At 34.3% G+C, this 15,964-nt stretch carries 12 protein-coding genes; 9 read left to right on the top strand and 3 right to left on the bottom strand.

The genetic code is table 11. The features are described 5' to 3' along the window. Positions 1-75: 75 nt before the first annotated feature. Entirely contained in the window at positions 76-897 is an 822-nt protein-coding gene (locus tag ACL9RH_RS21590; protein WP_422695402.1) for a class I SAM-dependent methyltransferase, read from the top strand. A 1,635-nt stretch (positions 898-2,532) separates the two neighbouring features. Here ACL9RH_RS21590 and ACL9RH_RS21585 read toward each other — a convergent pair. Beyond that, the gene (locus tag ACL9RH_RS21585) at positions 2,533-3,723 is read right to left on the bottom strand and encodes a phosphoglycerate kinase (RefSeq protein ID WP_422695401.1); all 1,191 of its coding nucleotides are present in this window, start codon (positions 3,721-3,723) and stop codon (positions 2,533-2,535) included. A gap of 646 nt (positions 3,724-4,369) precedes the next feature. Between ACL9RH_RS21585 and rpiB the strand changes: the two genes are divergently transcribed. From rpiB to ACL9RH_RS21565, 4 genes are all read left to right on the top strand, one after another. Continuing rightward, entirely contained in the window at positions 4,370-4,804 is a 435-nt protein-coding gene (gene rpiB / locus ACL9RH_RS21580) for a ribose 5-phosphate isomerase B (RefSeq protein WP_422695400.1), read from the top strand. A gap of 484 nt (positions 4,805-5,288) precedes the next feature. After that, complete coding sequence (gene rnr, locus ACL9RH_RS21575; protein WP_422695399.1) at positions 5,289-7,442, top strand: ribonuclease R; 2,154 nt, start codon at positions 5,289-5,291, stop codon at positions 7,440-7,442. 242 nt (positions 7,443-7,684) lie between these two features. Beyond that, entirely contained in the window at positions 7,685-8,371 is a 687-nt protein-coding gene (locus ACL9RH_RS21570; RefSeq protein ID WP_422695398.1) for a LysE family translocator, read from the top strand. Continuing rightward, positions 8,368-9,300: a S66 peptidase family protein gene (locus ACL9RH_RS21565; RefSeq protein ID WP_422695397.1), complete on the top strand. Its 933-nt coding sequence runs from the start codon at positions 8,368-8,370 to the stop codon at positions 9,298-9,300. Before ACL9RH_RS21570 ends, ACL9RH_RS21565 begins: the two co-directional genes overlap by 4 nt. Here ACL9RH_RS21565 and ACL9RH_RS21560 read toward each other — a convergent pair. Further along, entirely contained in the window at positions 9,297-10,412 is a 1,116-nt protein-coding gene (locus tag ACL9RH_RS21560; RefSeq protein ID WP_422695396.1) for a PQQ-binding-like beta-propeller repeat protein, read from the bottom strand. The two genes, ACL9RH_RS21565 and ACL9RH_RS21560, sit on opposite strands and share 4 nt — an antisense overlap. 38 nt (positions 10,413-10,450) lie before the next feature. On the opposite strand from ACL9RH_RS21560, the gene ACL9RH_RS21555 reads away from it, so the two are divergent. The 4 genes from ACL9RH_RS21555 to tsaB all read left to right on the top strand — a co-directional run bounded on the left by ACL9RH_RS21555 (position 10,451) and on the right by tsaB (position 13,236). Further along, complete coding sequence (locus ACL9RH_RS21555) at positions 10,451-10,822, top strand: YraN family protein (protein WP_422695395.1); 372 nt, start codon at positions 10,451-10,453, stop codon at positions 10,820-10,822. A 2-nt stretch (positions 10,823-10,824) separates the two neighbouring features. Continuing rightward, entirely contained in the window at positions 10,825-11,652 is an 828-nt protein-coding gene (locus ACL9RH_RS21550) for a hypothetical protein (RefSeq protein ID WP_422695394.1), read from the top strand. 67 nt (positions 11,653-11,719) lie between these two features. Further along, positions 11,720-12,469 carry an SDR family NAD(P)-dependent oxidoreductase gene (locus tag ACL9RH_RS21545; RefSeq protein ID WP_422695393.1) on the top strand — a complete coding sequence of 250 codons (750 nt, stop codon included), beginning with the start codon at positions 11,720-11,722 and terminating at the stop codon, positions 12,467-12,469. 86 nt (positions 12,470-12,555) lie between these two features. After that, positions 12,556-13,236, top strand: coding sequence for a tRNA (adenosine(37)-N6)-threonylcarbamoyltransferase complex dimerization subunit type 1 TsaB (gene tsaB / locus ACL9RH_RS21540; protein ID WP_422695392.1), 681 nt, complete (start codon positions 12,556-12,558; stop codon positions 13,234-13,236). A 17-nt stretch (positions 13,237-13,253) separates the two neighbouring features. Here the strand turns inward: tsaB and ACL9RH_RS21535 are convergent, their stop codons facing one another. Then, positions 13,254-15,821 (bottom strand): tetratricopeptide repeat protein, encoded by a 2,568-nt coding sequence (locus tag ACL9RH_RS21535; RefSeq protein WP_422695391.1) that lies wholly within the window; start codon positions 15,819-15,821, stop codon positions 13,254-13,256. Positions 15,822-15,964: the final 143 nt, after the last annotated feature.

The raw sequence follows: 15,964 nt of genomic DNA, 5'->3' as shown, positions 1-15,964 counted from the left end.
TTAAGGTATTTAAGAGTCTCTCTAGAAAGATTCTGAATATCTTAATTTTTTTAAATATAAAAGATAACGATTCCAATGAAAATAAAAGATCATTTTCTTTCACAGGAAATATTCGAAATTAAAGAAACAGAAACAAAAGGAGTATACAAAACCACTCCTATCCCATCCAATATTTCCAAATATTACGAAAGCGAAGATTATATTTCTCATCACCAGGATTCCGGAAGTCTCAAAGAAAAGCTTTACAAATTTCTTCAGTCTTTCAATCTTCAGTATAAAAAGAATATTCTGGTTGATAGAATTAAAAAAAATTCAAGAGTTCTAGACTACGGATGTGGTGCCGGAGAATTTGTAAAATATATAGAAAATGATTTTGAAACTTTCGGTTTCGAACCAGACGCAGATGCAAGAAAAGCAGCAGAAGGAAAAATAACAAAAGCGAAAATACTAGACGATATCCATAAAATTGAAGATAGAAGTTTGGACGCCATTACCCTATGGCATGTTTTCGAACATGTAGAAAATCAAAATGAAATGCTCAGCATCTTTCATGAAAAATTAAAGGAAAAAGGACTTCTCGTAATAGCAGTTCCTAACCCTACTTCATACGATGCGAAACATTACAAAGAATATTGGGCTGCCTACGATGTACCAAGACACATCTATCATTTTTCAAAAAAAGGAATGGAAAACTTAATTTCAAAAAATCCGGATTGGAAAATGAGAAAGATCAAACCTTTGGTCCTTGATTCTTATTATATCTCGATGCTCAGCGAAAAATATAAAAAATCGCCTCTATTTTGGCTAAAAGCTACTATCTACGGAACAATTTCGAACGTAAAAGCCCTTTTTTCGAACGAATTTTCAAGTTTGATATACATTATCGAAAAAAGATAGAAAATCGATTTTTAAGCCATTTCTGAAGGTCAATTTTAGCCATATCTTCATTAAAAAACAAAAAACTCAGGAAATTTTCTCCTGAGTTTTTCTATTCAAAATATTTACTATTCTATTATTTGACTCAAATGGCCTTTCTACAATCACAAAAAATAGGAACACCACTTCCCTACTCTTTCATTAGAAGAACCTGGAGAAAAATCTCTTAATAAGAACAAGTAAGATTGAAGTTTTACTTGAAGTATAGAAATGAAAAGTTGAGTTCAAATTCTAAACAAAAAATTATTCTCAATAAGTAAGAATTAACAATTAAGTTGAGTTCTCAATATTGTCACCTACATTTTCATAGATTTGAAAAATTCTTTACGACCAATCGTCTATCAAATATTTCGGAGAAATAATTTTCAATGAAAAAAAATCATGTTTTCAATGTAAGAAGTAAGCGTAGAAAAAAAATTGTAGAGGAAATCAAGAAATATATTAAAAACGTCTATACAAAACACAAATTCATTCATAAACAACCCATTTAAAGCCTTATTTTTAATTTATATACTACAACATTAAAAAATTAAGTTATACGGTTTTTCAACCAGTTCTTAAGGCCGTTTTTTAGCGAATTAAAAGAAAATTCTCGATCAGGCCAAATTTCACAAATTTCCTTCCTCCCCTACTCTATTCCAAGATTTTAATAAAAACTACAATTCCGAAAATATAAACCAGCAAGCATTTGAACATTGAAAAATAAAAATACAATACGGGAGATAAAAAAAATAAGAAAATTACAACAACGTAATTCTGACTTCAATACCAATGATCTTCGCCAAAAAAAATCAACTGCAAAATGTAAAAATATAGTGTACTATACAATAAGCGCTATAAATTACTGATTATTAGAAAATAAACCCTAATTATATTACTCAAAATGAAGGTAATAACAACAGAAAGAATAATAAATTTTAAAATTAAAAACAGTTTAAATACTGATAACAAGTTAATTACAACACAATCACTACAGTGTGAATAAAATACAAAAGAAAAACATCTGAAAAATTACAGAGAAATTTAAAATTGGTGAAAATTTAATCAAGCTCAAATCAAAACTCCGTCTTCAAAAAAAACAATCCATCAACCTTAGATTGAATTTCAATAAGCAAAAAAAATAAAGCAATACTATCATCATCGTTAATATTAAAATTTCAATCCTGCTTACTACACAAAATAGAAGAAAGCTAAAATACCTACAGTAGATTGTCCAGAAAAAACTAAAACTATATGCTGTAAAATATTGCCTCAGATGACGCATAATATTCTCAAGAAAAACTCAATTTATTATGGAAATTACCACGCAAAATTTGAAAGAATGTCAAATCATATAGAAAAATATTTACCTCAAATAGCAACAGAAAAGCAGTGCATTCTGAAATTCAAATTAAAAATATAAAAGTCAAAAACAGGCATTATTAAATGAATAAAAATATAAAGTTCACGAAATGAATAAGCTATTTAAACTATAACCTGAAGTTATATCTAGAAATCATTAAAATCATGATGAGTACTGGTATTTTTAATACTATTACAGGAATAAAAAAGCCTGCTAATATTATTAGCAGGCTTTAAAATTATTCTATTTTACCCTTAATTATTGATTGCTGCTACACCTGGTAGTTCAAGCCCTTCAAGACTTTCAAGCATTGCTCCACCTCCTGTAGAAACGTAGCTTACCTTTTCACCGTATCCGAACTGCTTTACAAAAGCAACACTGTCTCCCCCTCCTACTAAAGAGAAAGCTCCTAATCTCGTTGCTTCCGCAATACTTTCTCCAAGAGCAACAGTTCCTCCTGAGAAGTTAGACATTTCAAAAACACCAATCGGTCCATTCCAAAGAATAGTTCTGGAATTTAAAAGTACATCATTAAACTGGTCTCTGGATTTATGCCCTGCATCCAATCCCATCCATCCTTCAGGAATAGCATAGATATCAGCTTCTTTTCTTTCACTATCATTATTAAAGTTTTCTGTAATGATAACATCAGAAGGAAGATATACTTTTACTTTATGTTCTTTAGCTTTTCCAAGAATTTCAAGAGCTAAAGGAAGCTTGTCTTCCTCTACAAGGGAAGTTCCTATTTTACCACCAAGAGCTTTAATAAAAGTAAAAGCCATTCCGCCTCCAATGATCAAATTATCTACTGCAGGAAGAATATTTTCTATAATGGTAATTTTAGTTGAAACTTTAGATCCACCCAGAATAGCAGTAACAGGTCTCTCTCCGCTCTTCAATACTTTATCGATAGCCTGAAGCTCTTTAGCCATCAGTAAACCGAAATATTTAGTTGATGGAAAATATTTTGCAATGACAGCTGTAGAAGCGTGTGCTCTGTGCGCTGTTCCAAATGCATCATTCACATAAGCATCTCCCAATTTAGAAAGCTGTTCAGCAAAACCTTCATCACCTTTTTCTTCTTCATTATGAAAACGTACATTTTCCAACAATAAGATCTCCCCTGGCTTCAATTCAGAAGCAGCCTTTTCAGCCTTTTCTCCGATACATTCATCTACAAACTTTACTTCCTGCCCCAAAACGTTGGAAACTTCGCCTAAGATATGTTTAAGGGAAAATTCATCTTTACGTTCTCCCTTAGGTCTGCCAAGGTGAGTCATTAAAATTACAGAACCTCCGTCATTAAGAATTTTTTCCACTGTAGGTTTCACCGCAACAATTCTGGTATTATCCGCCACATTCAGTTGATCATCTTGTGGAACATTGAAATCCACCCTTACCAGAGCCTTCTTGTCTTTAAAATTGAAATCATTGATTGTTTTCATATGTAGATGTATTTGTTTTTCTGAATTCTTGGCAACCACCCGGCTTAAACCCCAGATTCATTTCCAGCAAATTTCGGCAAGGTCGATTCCATAGATTTCATTGAATTTTCGTTTCACAAATGTAAGGTTTTAAACTTTTTCAACAGTTTGATTAAAATAAAAGTTTTCAAAAACTTTCCCCGAACCCAATCACCCATTAATCAACAATTTTTTCTCTTAAATAAAAAAAAAGAATGTAGTTGTTGTTATGTATTGTTAGTAACGGGGATAAGTTTTAAGGTAAAAGTTGATAATACTCAACTCTTACCCAATTCATATTTAACTCACAATATAAATGCTTGTAAACCAGTTATTTCACATACTTATTAACAAATGTTGATAAATATTGACGAAAACCAATATTAGTTATTTTACTATGGAAAAATCTGGGAGTAACTGAAGAAAACATCTGGAAAGTTGTGTATGAAACTTCCGGAAAGAATTTCTATTACGAAATAAATTCATCTTTAAAAATAGAAAGTTGATAAAAGTTTTCCACACTTATTAACATACCTTTTCACAATTAACTCCCGGTTTACTAACAGGAATTGTTATTATTCTTAACTTTGTAAGGAAATAAAATCTAAATAAGCTTAATACAGGTATTATGAAAAGAAAAATTGCTATCGCAGCGGACCATGCAGGGTATGAATATAAGGAGATTGTTAAAAACTACCTTTCAGAACGGTTTGAGGTTCAAGATTTTGGCACGTTTTCCACAAACAGTGTGGATTATCCGGACTTTGTACACCCTGCCGCAACTTCTGTGGAAAACGGAGAAAATGAGCTGGGAATTTTGATCTGCGGAAGCGGAAATGGGGTTCAGATCACTGCCAACAAACATCAGAAGATTAGATGCGCACTTTGCTGGATGCCAGAGATTGCAGTGCTGGCAAGACAGCATAATGATGCGAATATGATTTCAATGCCGGCAAGGTTTATATCAAAAGAACTGGCGATTGAAATTGTAGATAAGTTTCTTTCTACAGATTTTGAAGGAGGAAGACACCAGAACCGAGTTGATAAGATCGCAGTTTGCTAAATATACTAAGGCTTGTAATTTGAATTACAGGCCTTATTTATTTTTTATTCGTACATTTGCAGTGTTCAATAGAAATTACATTCTATTCTTCTCATAGGCCTTTACAATATTTGATAATATTTAAAAGAAGGTTTTCTCTTTTCTTTTCCAGAATTGTATTAAATTTATACAAAACTAAAGCTTCCGTTATAAAAGTATAATTTGAAAATAAAGTTGAATTAAACATTCAGTTTTGATTAAAAAAAGATATCTGCGGTATTGATAGGTGTTAAGCTTTTCCAGGATCAATAAGCAATAGATAAATAAATAAGAAGTAGAATGGAAATCCTGATATAATTATCTAGATTTGTTCTTAAATGTAGATTAAGATAAGCAGTGTTCCGGCTTGAAATATGGGACTAATTTATTTTGAAAGGAAGACTCCATTATTAATGGAGTTATTAAATTCAGAATAGTATAATTTAAGTAATTAAAAAAAATTAACATGCCAAAAAAAAGAAAATATATAAGTCATAAAAATGATTTAAAGATGATGGAGATCGGTAGACTGATTCTCCGTTTTATGAATGCAAATTCATCAAAAATATATAACTATAAGCAGATTGCTGACGGAATAGATTATAAAAATCCAAGACAGAGAGAACTTGTTATCCAAGCGCTGCATAAACTTCAGGGTTCTGAAAAGATCAAAGAAGTGGAAAGAGGAAAGTATATCGTCAACCTAAAAATTGCTGGAACTCTTACCGGAATTATAGATTTCAACCAAAGTGGAAACGCCTATGTAAAAGTTGAAGGATTGGAAGATGATGTGTTCGTTCACGCCAAAAATGTGAAGGATGCTTTACAGGGAGATAAGGTTCTTATTATAACTTATCATTATAAAGGAAAGAAACTGGAAGGGTCGGTTTTAGAAGTTTTGGAAAGAACCAGAACCGAGTTTGTAGGAACTTTTCAGAAGGTAGCGCACAAGGATTTTGGGTTTGTGGTTTGTGATAAAAAAACAATCAATACTGATATTTTTATTCCTAAAAACAAATTCAATAATGCGGAAGATGGAGACAAAGTAATTGTGAAAATGACTGAGTGGAAACCGGGTGATAAAAATCCTGAAGGAGAAATTATTCAGGTATTAGGGGCACCAGGTGAGCACGAGACGGAGATCCACTCTATCCTTGCCGAATATGGTTTACCTTATGAATTTCCACAGGAAGTGGAAGTTGATGCAGATAAAATCGATAGAAGCATTACTGATGAAGAAGTTGCAAAACGTTGGGATATGCGTGAAATATGCACCTTTACGATTGACCCTAAGGATGCAAAAGACTTCGATGATGCTCTTTCCATAAGAAAGCTGGAAAACGGACACTGGGAAATTGGTGTTCACATTGCAGATGTGTCTCATTATGTAGTTCCAGGAACGATACTTGATGATGAAGCGTACCAAAGAGCAACTTCAGTATACCTTGTAGACAGAGTTGTTCCGATGTTGCCTGAGGTATTGAGTAATGATGTTTGTTCTCTTCGTCCACATGAAGATAAATATACTTTTTCCGCAGTTTTTGAACTGAATGATCAGGCAGAAATCCAGAAACAATGGTTTGGAAGAACGGTAATTCATTCCGACAGAAGATTTACGTACGAAGAGGCTCAGGAACGTATAGAATCCGGTCAGGGAGATCTTGCTGAAGAAATCAATGTTCTTGATAAGCTGGCGAAGATTCTGCGTCATGACCGTATCAGAAAAGGAGCTATTACCTTTGATAGAAGTGAAGTAAGATTCAATCTGGATGAAAATAATGAGCCTGTTGGAGTATACTTTAAAATAAGTAAAGATTCCAACCATCTGATTGAGGAATTTATGCTTTTAGCCAACAAGAAAGTATCGGAATTTGTCTCTCTTAGCAGAAAAGGTGAGATCACCAACAATACATTTATCTACAGAGTTCACGATGATCCGGATCCGGCAAAATTAGAGTCATTAAGAGACTTTGTATCTACTTTCGGATATAAAATGGATCTTGCCAATACCAAAAAAGTTGCAGAATCTTTAAATAAACTTCTTCATGATGTGAAAGGAAAAGGCGAAGAAAATATGATCGAAACCCTTGCAATGAGAAGTATGAGCAAAGCGGTGTACTCTACAGAACCTATCGGACACTACGGTTTAGGTTTTGACTACTACAGTCACTTCACCTCTCCTATCCGTCGTTATCCGGATTTGCTTGCTCACCGCCTTCTTCAACATTATCTGGATGGAGGAAAATCTCCAAACAGACCGGAGCTTGAAGAAAAAGCAAAACATTGCAGCGCCATGGAAAGATTGGCTGCAGACGCTGAAAGAGACTCTATCAAATACATGCAGGTGAAATTTATGGAAAAACACCTTGGTGAAACATTTACCGGAGTAATTTCCGGTGTAGCAGAATTTGGATTCTGGGTAGAAATTCCTGAAAATGGTGCAGAAGGTTTAATTAAGCTGAGAGATCTTGTAGATGATTCTTATATGTATGATGCGAAGACGCATGCAGTATACGGAATAAGACATGGAAACAAATACCAGTTGGGAGATCAGGTTCAGATTAAAGTGGTAAAAGCTAATCTTATCCAAAAGCAATTGGACTTTAAGATCGTAGAATAATCACTGTTTTCTAAAGACTGATTCATAAAATAATAAAAGGCTGTTTTTCTAGTAAAGCAGCCTTTTGTTTTTCCGCTGAAAATTTTCCTGATCTTTTTATTTTTCTACTTTCTTTAAAAGAATCTGGATTAAACTCTGATTAAAATACACTTGATATATGACATCTTTATTGAATAATTAAATCATAAAGTCTAACTTTGTATTAAACGGAATGAATTTTTTTCATTTTAAAACATCACTTAATGCTTGAACTTGTACTATCTGCCATTATACTAGGATTCATGTTGAGTCTGGTTTTTATAGGGCCTATATTTTTCCTGCTCATTGAAACCAGCTTTTCCAGAGGACCAAAGCATGCCCTGTCTTTGGATCTTGGCGTGATAACTGCAGATTTATTATGTATCGTTGCGGCTTATTACGCCAGTACAGATATTGTTACTTTAATTGATAAACATCCGGGGTTTTATAGGATCACCTCCATTCTTATTTTTATATATGGGATTGTGATGCTGGTTACAAAAACCAAAATGCATATGCCCGGTGAAGAGAAGATTATCGGTCAAAATTATATTAAAACATTTTTCAATGGTTTTTTCTTTAACCTGTTGAATGTTGGAGTCATCCTTTTCTGGCTGGTAACGGTAATTTCCGTAAGAAATCAATATCCGGACACCAGCAGTTTCATTTTATATATTGGGATTGTATTGGCCACTTACCTCTCTATAGACCTTGCCAAAATATTTCTGGCTAAACAGTTTCACGATAAACTTACTCAGAAACTCGCCAATCAGATCAGGAGAGTTGTGGGAGTAATTCTTATTGTTTTCAGTTTCTTTATCTTCCTGCAGAGTTTCAAAAAATTCAACCAGTTTGACAGACAACTGGAAGAAGCAGAGAAAAAAGAAGTAAAATACCAAAAGACAAAATGAAAAAAAATATCTTTCCAAAAGCCCTTAAAAAAGGGGCCAAAATAGCTGTTATTTCTCCTGCCGGAGCGGTAGATACCTCTCAGTTGCAAAACGGGATAGAAATGATTAAAAGTAGAGGATTTGAACCTGTTTTAGGTGAACATCTTTATACCAAATATTCAAACGGGTACAATTACGCCGGAACAGAAAAGGAAAGAATAAAAGATATCAACTGGGCTTTGAATGATAAAGAAATCAGTGCTGTATGGGCTTCCAGAGGAGGTTACGGATGTCAGCATCTTATTCAGCATTTAAAGCTTAAAAATTTTACAGACGATCCGAAGTGGTATATCGGTTATTCCGACAATACTGTGATACAGAGTTATCTGTTGAAAAAAGGTTTCGTTTCGATCCACGGACAGACCATCAAAACATCAAGTTTTGGAGTTACTGACGAAAGCTATGACCTAATCTTTGATATTCTAAAAGGAAATACACCTAAATATGCTTTAAAAGCTCATCAATTGAATAAAGAAGGAAATATTGAAGGTGAGTTGGTTGGAGGAAATCTAGCCCTTATTTACGCCCTTTTAGGAACTAAATATTCTTTCGACTTTAAAGACAAGATCCTATTTATTGAAGATATTGGAGAAAACTTCTATGCGCTGGATCGTATGATCATGAGTCTTGAGCTGGCTGGAGTTTTCAATAAAATCAAAGGATTAATTGTGGGTGGCATGACAAATATGGGCGATGAAAAAGAAAATAAAAGTTATGAAGAAAGCTTTGATGAATTTGCCTATAAACTGATCTCAGACAGAATTTCAAAGTATAAATTTCCTGTAATTTTTGGTTTCCCGAATGGTCATATTAAAGACAATAGACCATTGATTATTGGAAGTGAAATTAAAATAAAAGTTGACAATAAAGTGAAGGTAGAGTTTTTTTAATCTCTACCTCCAGACTTACTTGGGTAAACTACCTTCCCGTCTTTATTAATTATTACAGGAGCCGAAGTAGTGATTGATTTGATTGGAAATTTCCATTTCTCCGTGCCGTCACTTTCAGAAAAAGCATATACATAATTGGAACCTCCTCCCCCAACAAAAACAGTACCGTCTGTAGAAACGGCTTCTGCACTATTGGAATAAATTGCTTTTTGCCACTTTGTATTTCCTGTTTGTTTATCAATAACAGTAATATTTCCTGAGCTTGAATTTACAGAAATGTAATTTTCATTAACAAATGGGCTGCTGGAATAACTACCGGAATTATATGACTGCCAAAGAATATTCCCTGTGATAGCATCTATTTTATACAAAGAATTTTGATCAGTGACATATAAATACCCGTCTAAGATTGTGGGTGAAGAATATTCAATAGAACTTCCAAGTTGCTTTTTCCAATTCAGTTCACCTGTAACTTTATTGATATTATAAATATTACCATTTCTATTTCCAATATATAGATTATTTTGAATTATAGAAGAAGAAGATGAATTATACAAACTGCCAGCATAGTATTTCCATTTTAAAGCTCCACTACCCTGTTCCAAAGCATAAACATAACCATCATCACTAGCAAAATACACAATGTCTCCGGATACTACGGGACTAGAACTTACATTAAAGCCAGTTGTATATTTCCATTTTAATTCTCCTGTGGCTGCATTTAGTGCATATAAATTGTCATCATCACTTCCAAAGAAAACCGTATTGTTAGAAACATAAACGCTGGATTCAATTGCTTCATTTGTTTTGAATTTCCATAATAAATTTCCATTAGCTGCATCAATAGCATATAGGTAACTGTCTGTACAACCTACATATAATACGTTATTGCTATAAAAAGCAGTACTATAATTAAAACGGCCATTAGGGACCGAAAATCTCCATTTTAATTGTCCATTTTGAGAATTAATGGCATAATATTCATTGGTTCCGCCAATAAACATTATGTTTTTGGGGTCATTATTTATTGGATTTTCAATGCTTTCATCAGATGAGGAGCATCCGAATGAACTTAAAATTAGAATAAAACAAAAAAATAAATTAAATTTCATAGGTTTGATAAAAGTATGGCAATAATACAAAATTTATTATGGCAAATCACAATGACTTCGGTATCTTAGCAGAAGATTTAGCGGTTGAACATTTAAAAGAAAACGGTTATTCGATTCTTGTCAGAAACTTTCGGTTTCAGAAAGCGGAGATAGACATCATTGCAGAGAAAGATAATCTGATAATCGTTGTGGAAGTGAAAGCCAGATCCACCGATGCATTTATGCTGCCTCAGGAAGCGGTTACCAAAACTAAAATAAGATCTATTGTTTCGGCAGCCAATCATTACCTGGAAGAATTCAACAGAAATAATGAAGTAAGATTTGATATTATTTCCGTTCTTCCCAATAAAAACAAAAACTTAATTATTGACCATATCAAAGATGCGTTTCAGGCCTTTGATGCGAATTGATTATGCAGAATATAGATTGGAAAACTATTTATTCAGCGGTTGTATATGTTGCAAAACACTATCCACTGATGATTATTTTATACATCCTTTTGTGCGTTATTCTAGGAATGGGTGTCAGCGTAATTCTGGCATTTATTTTTAGGAAGTATAAAGTGACCTCCCGGGAGCAGAAATACTATAACTGGGCCGTTAAACTCTACCTCCCTACCCTATTCATCATCAATATTATTTTCTCTTTTAAAATAGGTCTTTTCTGGGGCTGCTATGAAGCTCTTAAAAAAGACAGCTATAATCTCTCTTCTCAGGTTTATCATGCCGGTTCATCTCTTATTTTTGAAAATGATCATTCTAAAAAAGAATTTATTGGCGATCTGAAATCCATTGTGACAGAATTAAGCCGTAATAACCAAAATATAAAAGTTCAGGTAAAAGATATAGTCAAAGTGTATGATACAAAATACGAGGCCTTAGATGAGCCTAAAAACTGGCTCGTTTCTCTTTTTGCAGAAAAATATGGAGACAAAATTCATACCCTTATTGTCTATGGAATACTGAATTCAGTTCCTCACATCAATATCTCAGAAAGTATTTCCTACAGAGAATTTGATAAAATAACCAATCAGCTTGTAATGCTTGATTCTCATGATATTGAACATTCGTTGGTGCAGAAAATTCAGAATTTGTTTCTGATTGTTTTAAAATCACAGTTTAAGCCTATTATCAGGGGTATTTTAATGATTTGGGGTTTGCTCATGCTTATTCCGTGGCTTGAATTGAGTATTTATAAATTTGTAATGAAAAGAAAACGCAGTAAAGATATAAGCATGTAAAAATATAACAGTGTATCTGTATTCTTTTTTAAAATGGAGTTTGTATTTAATTAAATAATTGAATTGTATGAAAACAATATTAATCACCGGAGCAACTTCCGGAATAGGAAAATCCACTGCAGAGCTTTTGGCAAAACAGGGAAACAGAATCATCATCTGTGGAAGAAGAGCTGAAGCATTGGAATCTGTGAAAACAGAACTTTCTCAATTTACCGAAATATTTAGTTTGAGGTTCGACGTAAGAATTCTTGAAGAAGTGGAAAATGCCATTGATTCCCTTCCTGAAAACTGGAAAGACATTGATGTTCTGATTAATAATGCTGGAAATGCTCACGGTTTAGATCCATTGTCCGAAGGGAAGACTGATGATTGGGATTCTATGATTGATGGTAACGTAAAGGGTCTTCTTTATGTTTCTAAAGTAATCATTCCAATTATGAAAACTAAAAATTTAGGTCATATTGTAAATCTTAGTTCTGTAGCTGCGAGACAAACCTATGCGAATGGAGTAGTGTACTGTGCTACCAAAAAAGCGGTAGACGTTATTTCCGAAGGAATGAGGCTGGAACTTACAGAATTTGGAATCAAGGTAACAAACATTCAGCCGGGAGCCGTGGAAACCGATTTCTCACTGGTAAGATTCAAAGGGGATAGTGGAAAAGCAGCAACCGTATACGCAGGATACGAACCTTTAAAAGCAGAAGACATTGCGGATGCTATTGCATATTGTATTAATGCGCCTAAGCATGTAACCGTTTCGGATATGACGATTTATCCAAGTGCACAGTCTGAGCCAAGAACAATTTACAGAAAGTAGTCTCAAAATAAAGGAGTAAATTTGCAGAATGTTGTGAAGAAGTTTTTACCTTTTTACAGCGTATCGTTTAGATTAAAAATAAAAAAATGAAAATTCTATACCTGGAAACCTCTTCAAAGAACTGTTCAGTAGCTGTCTCGGACAATGAAAAATTACTGTGCCTGTGTGAAGAAGTTTCTGAAAACTATAAACAGTCTGAAAGTCTTCATACCTATGTGGAGTGGGCTCTTGAAGCGGCGGGAATTTCTCTTAAAGAAATCGAAGCCGTTTGTCTGGGTAAAGGTCCCGGTTCATACACTGGTTTAAGGATTGGTGCTGCTTCTGCCAAAGGATTCTGCTATGGGCTGAAAGTACCCTTCATCGCTGTGAATTCTCTTGAAAGCATGATAGAGCCTTTTTTAGGCCAAAACTATGACTTAATAGTCCCTTTGATCGATGCGAGGAGAATGGAGGTTTATACGGCCGTTTATGACGGTAATACGGGCGAAGAGTTATCTGCTACGGAGGCTAAAATCTTAGATGAGACTTCTTTTGAAGAATTTAAGAGCAAAAAAGTTGTTTTTGTAGGAGATGGAGCTAAGAAAGCGAAAGATATTTTAAACCTTCCCGATGCAGATTTTAAAGAGGATATTTATCCTTCTGCACAATATCTCATCAAAAAGGCACTAGCTAAAATAGAGCGGCAGGAATTTGAAGATATGGCTTATTTCGAGCCTTTTTATCTGAAAGATTTCCATGGAGTAAAGAAAAAGAAAAGCGAAGAATAAATCTTCGCTTTTTTATTTTATTGAGGTTTGTCAGGCATTTGTGATGAAGGCCTTCTGCCATTTTGGTTTTTAGGGTCAGTTTGTTGTTTATTGCTTTGTGGCAGTCCTTGTAGGGCATTAACTGATGAATTTGGTGAGGTGTTATTCATCATCTGCGACGAAGGACTGATATTTTGAGGGTTGTTAAGTTGCTCATTGCTTGCATTAACCGCCTGTTGTGGTATAGCATTTCCTTTATTGTCTGTCGCCTGGAAGCTGAGGTCACTTTTCAGGTAATTCAGCATTTCTTTGGCTCTTGCTCCTTCCGGGGTTTTAGAATAGTTCAGGGCTATTTGCTCAAGCTGTAGGATCATCACTTCTTTACCACTTGATTTTCCGGAATTGAAAGCATTCAGAAGGTAGAGCTTAGGAACCAGTGCATCTTTAGGGAACTTTTGAATAGTCTGATCGATGATCTGCTTACTTTCCCCGAATTTTTCCGATTCAAATAAGGCGTATGCCTTTTTATATTCGTTCTCAACGTCTTCAGTAGATTTTACGAATGTTTTATTTTTAGGATTTCTCGCAAATTCGGCATAAGAAGTGTATGGGTAATCTTTCAGAAGTATTTGTTTTGCTTTTTCTGAGGCCTGAGGATTTTTTTCATAATTCATAGCGAAAATCTCATACAATGCCTGAAGCATTACTTTTTCTTCCGGTTTTACATCTACAAGATCATAAAGCGTTTTAGTCGCTAGGGGAGTGTTGGTAAAATAGTTCTGATACATAATTCCCAATCCTAATGAAGCGGTATCTCTGTCTTTTTTCAGTTGACTTAGTTTACCTTGGTCCGTAGGAATCTGTTCGATATAGTACGAAGGTTCAAAACGTCTCGGATTAGGTGCTGAAGTTACTCCCATGGCATCATTCTTCATGTCTTCAAGAGTAGCCATCTTTTTGGACGAACGCCAGTTGTCAGCTAAGGCTCTGTCTCCCCAGATCTGTTTAAACGAAGACGTACCTTTACTTACAGTTCCAACATTATTGAAATAAAAACCTTTTGTAGTTACCCCAAAATCTTCAAAAGAATTGGAGCTGTTGGCAAACACAGAATTGGCACTGTAATCTCCGGTATCAAATCCTTTGTTTCTTTCGGCAATTTTTCTTTCCTGTTCTGCTTTTTCTTCCTTAATTTTTAGTTTGGCAATATGTTTTGTAAAAAAATCTGTCCTTTGAGCATCACTCATTTTCGCAAGAGAAAGAACACTGTCGTTCTTTCTGATCAGATAATAATTTTTAGAAATCTTCTTAATGTACTCAGACTGATCTTTTAACAAAATTTTTGAGGGTTCATAAGTCATTACCGCCAGAGCAGAATCATAATAGCTCCCGGCACCGATATAATCGTTTCTTTCCAGATAACTTTTTCCTATTTCATAGTAAGCAAGACCGCGTACCTGAGGGTCAGAAACTTTTTCAAACAATGATTTTCTGAAGAATTGCTGTGCTTCGTCTTTCTTTCCTGCCTTGTTGGCCATTAGCCCCAGAGCATAGTAGAATTCATTCTTTCTGGAACCGTACATTCCTTTTTTACTGATGCTCTCCAGATAATTTTTGGCACCATTATAATCACCTTTACCATTAAAAGTTTTAGCGATGGCAATTTGAGATTTTACTTCAAATTCAAAGTCGTTGGCATATTTGTATGCAGCAGTATAGCTTTCTCTTGCCTTATCATTCTGGCCCAGATTCTCCAAAACCTGACCTCTTAAATAAGCGATTCTGCTTTTAAGTTTGCTGTTACCGTTCAGTTCATAAGCTTCATCAAGTTCCTTTGCTGCTTCCTCTTTTTTTCCAGCATCCAGAAGAGATTCAGCATAATAAATACTTAACAATTTAGCATAACTTTTACTGATTTTCTCACCTTTCAGCTTAGCATAGGTTTCATGAGCTCTGTGATAATCTTTGATTTTATCATACGCCAATCCCTGATAAATTCTTGCAAGGGCAATTCTCTTATCATCCTTCATATGAGTAAACACGTAGTTCAGAGCATCTAAGGCTTCTACAGATTTGTTGCGGTAAATTCTGGATTGTACAAGAATCATGTACGCATCAAAGATCTGCTTATTTTTTTCTTCTCCATTTCTGATTACGGAGTATTTATTAATTGCTTTTAAAGCTTTGGCTTCAGCAATCTCTAGGGTAGTGGCACCTTTAGACGGCATTCCACTCTGGTTATTAGGATCATTTCCCGGACCACCAGACATATTGGGAATACCTTGATTACCTCTTCCTGAAGGTCTGTTCGCTACTTCAGCCATTTTCATGGAATTTTCTGCAAAAGCTTCAGTTTGGCCAAGGTCGCTTCCTAATGGCTGTTCTTCATAGGTAAGAATAGGAATGTAGGGAGCGTAAAAATTATCTTTATGGCTTTTGTCTCGGGTCGTAAACTCGCTGTTTAGTGCATCTTTAGCATTAAACAGGGTATTGTAATATGTGGAAAATCCTTTCAATAGTTTTGAACGCTGCTCCGGCTTTTTGGTTTTGGTAGCACAGGAAGCAACAAGGCAAATCACTAAAAGGAACAAAATATTCTTTTTCATTATTCAATTATAACTCGCTAATATGCTTTTTATTATCAACAGTTTGATGATTTTGTAAAAATAATAAAATTTTATAATGAATAATATTTATATTTCTTCAGGAAAGATTTTATTTCTTAGCGATGTGAGGGAGAAAGTTCTTT

It is taken from the genome of Chryseobacterium sp. Mn2064 (assembly GCF_049319685.1).
In the GTDB taxonomy this organism is placed as follows: domain Bacteria; phylum Bacteroidota; class Bacteroidia; order Flavobacteriales; family Weeksellaceae; genus Chryseobacterium.
Note: the sequence above shows the minus strand (reverse complement) of the source record. Positions and strands in the feature narration are given on the sequence as shown.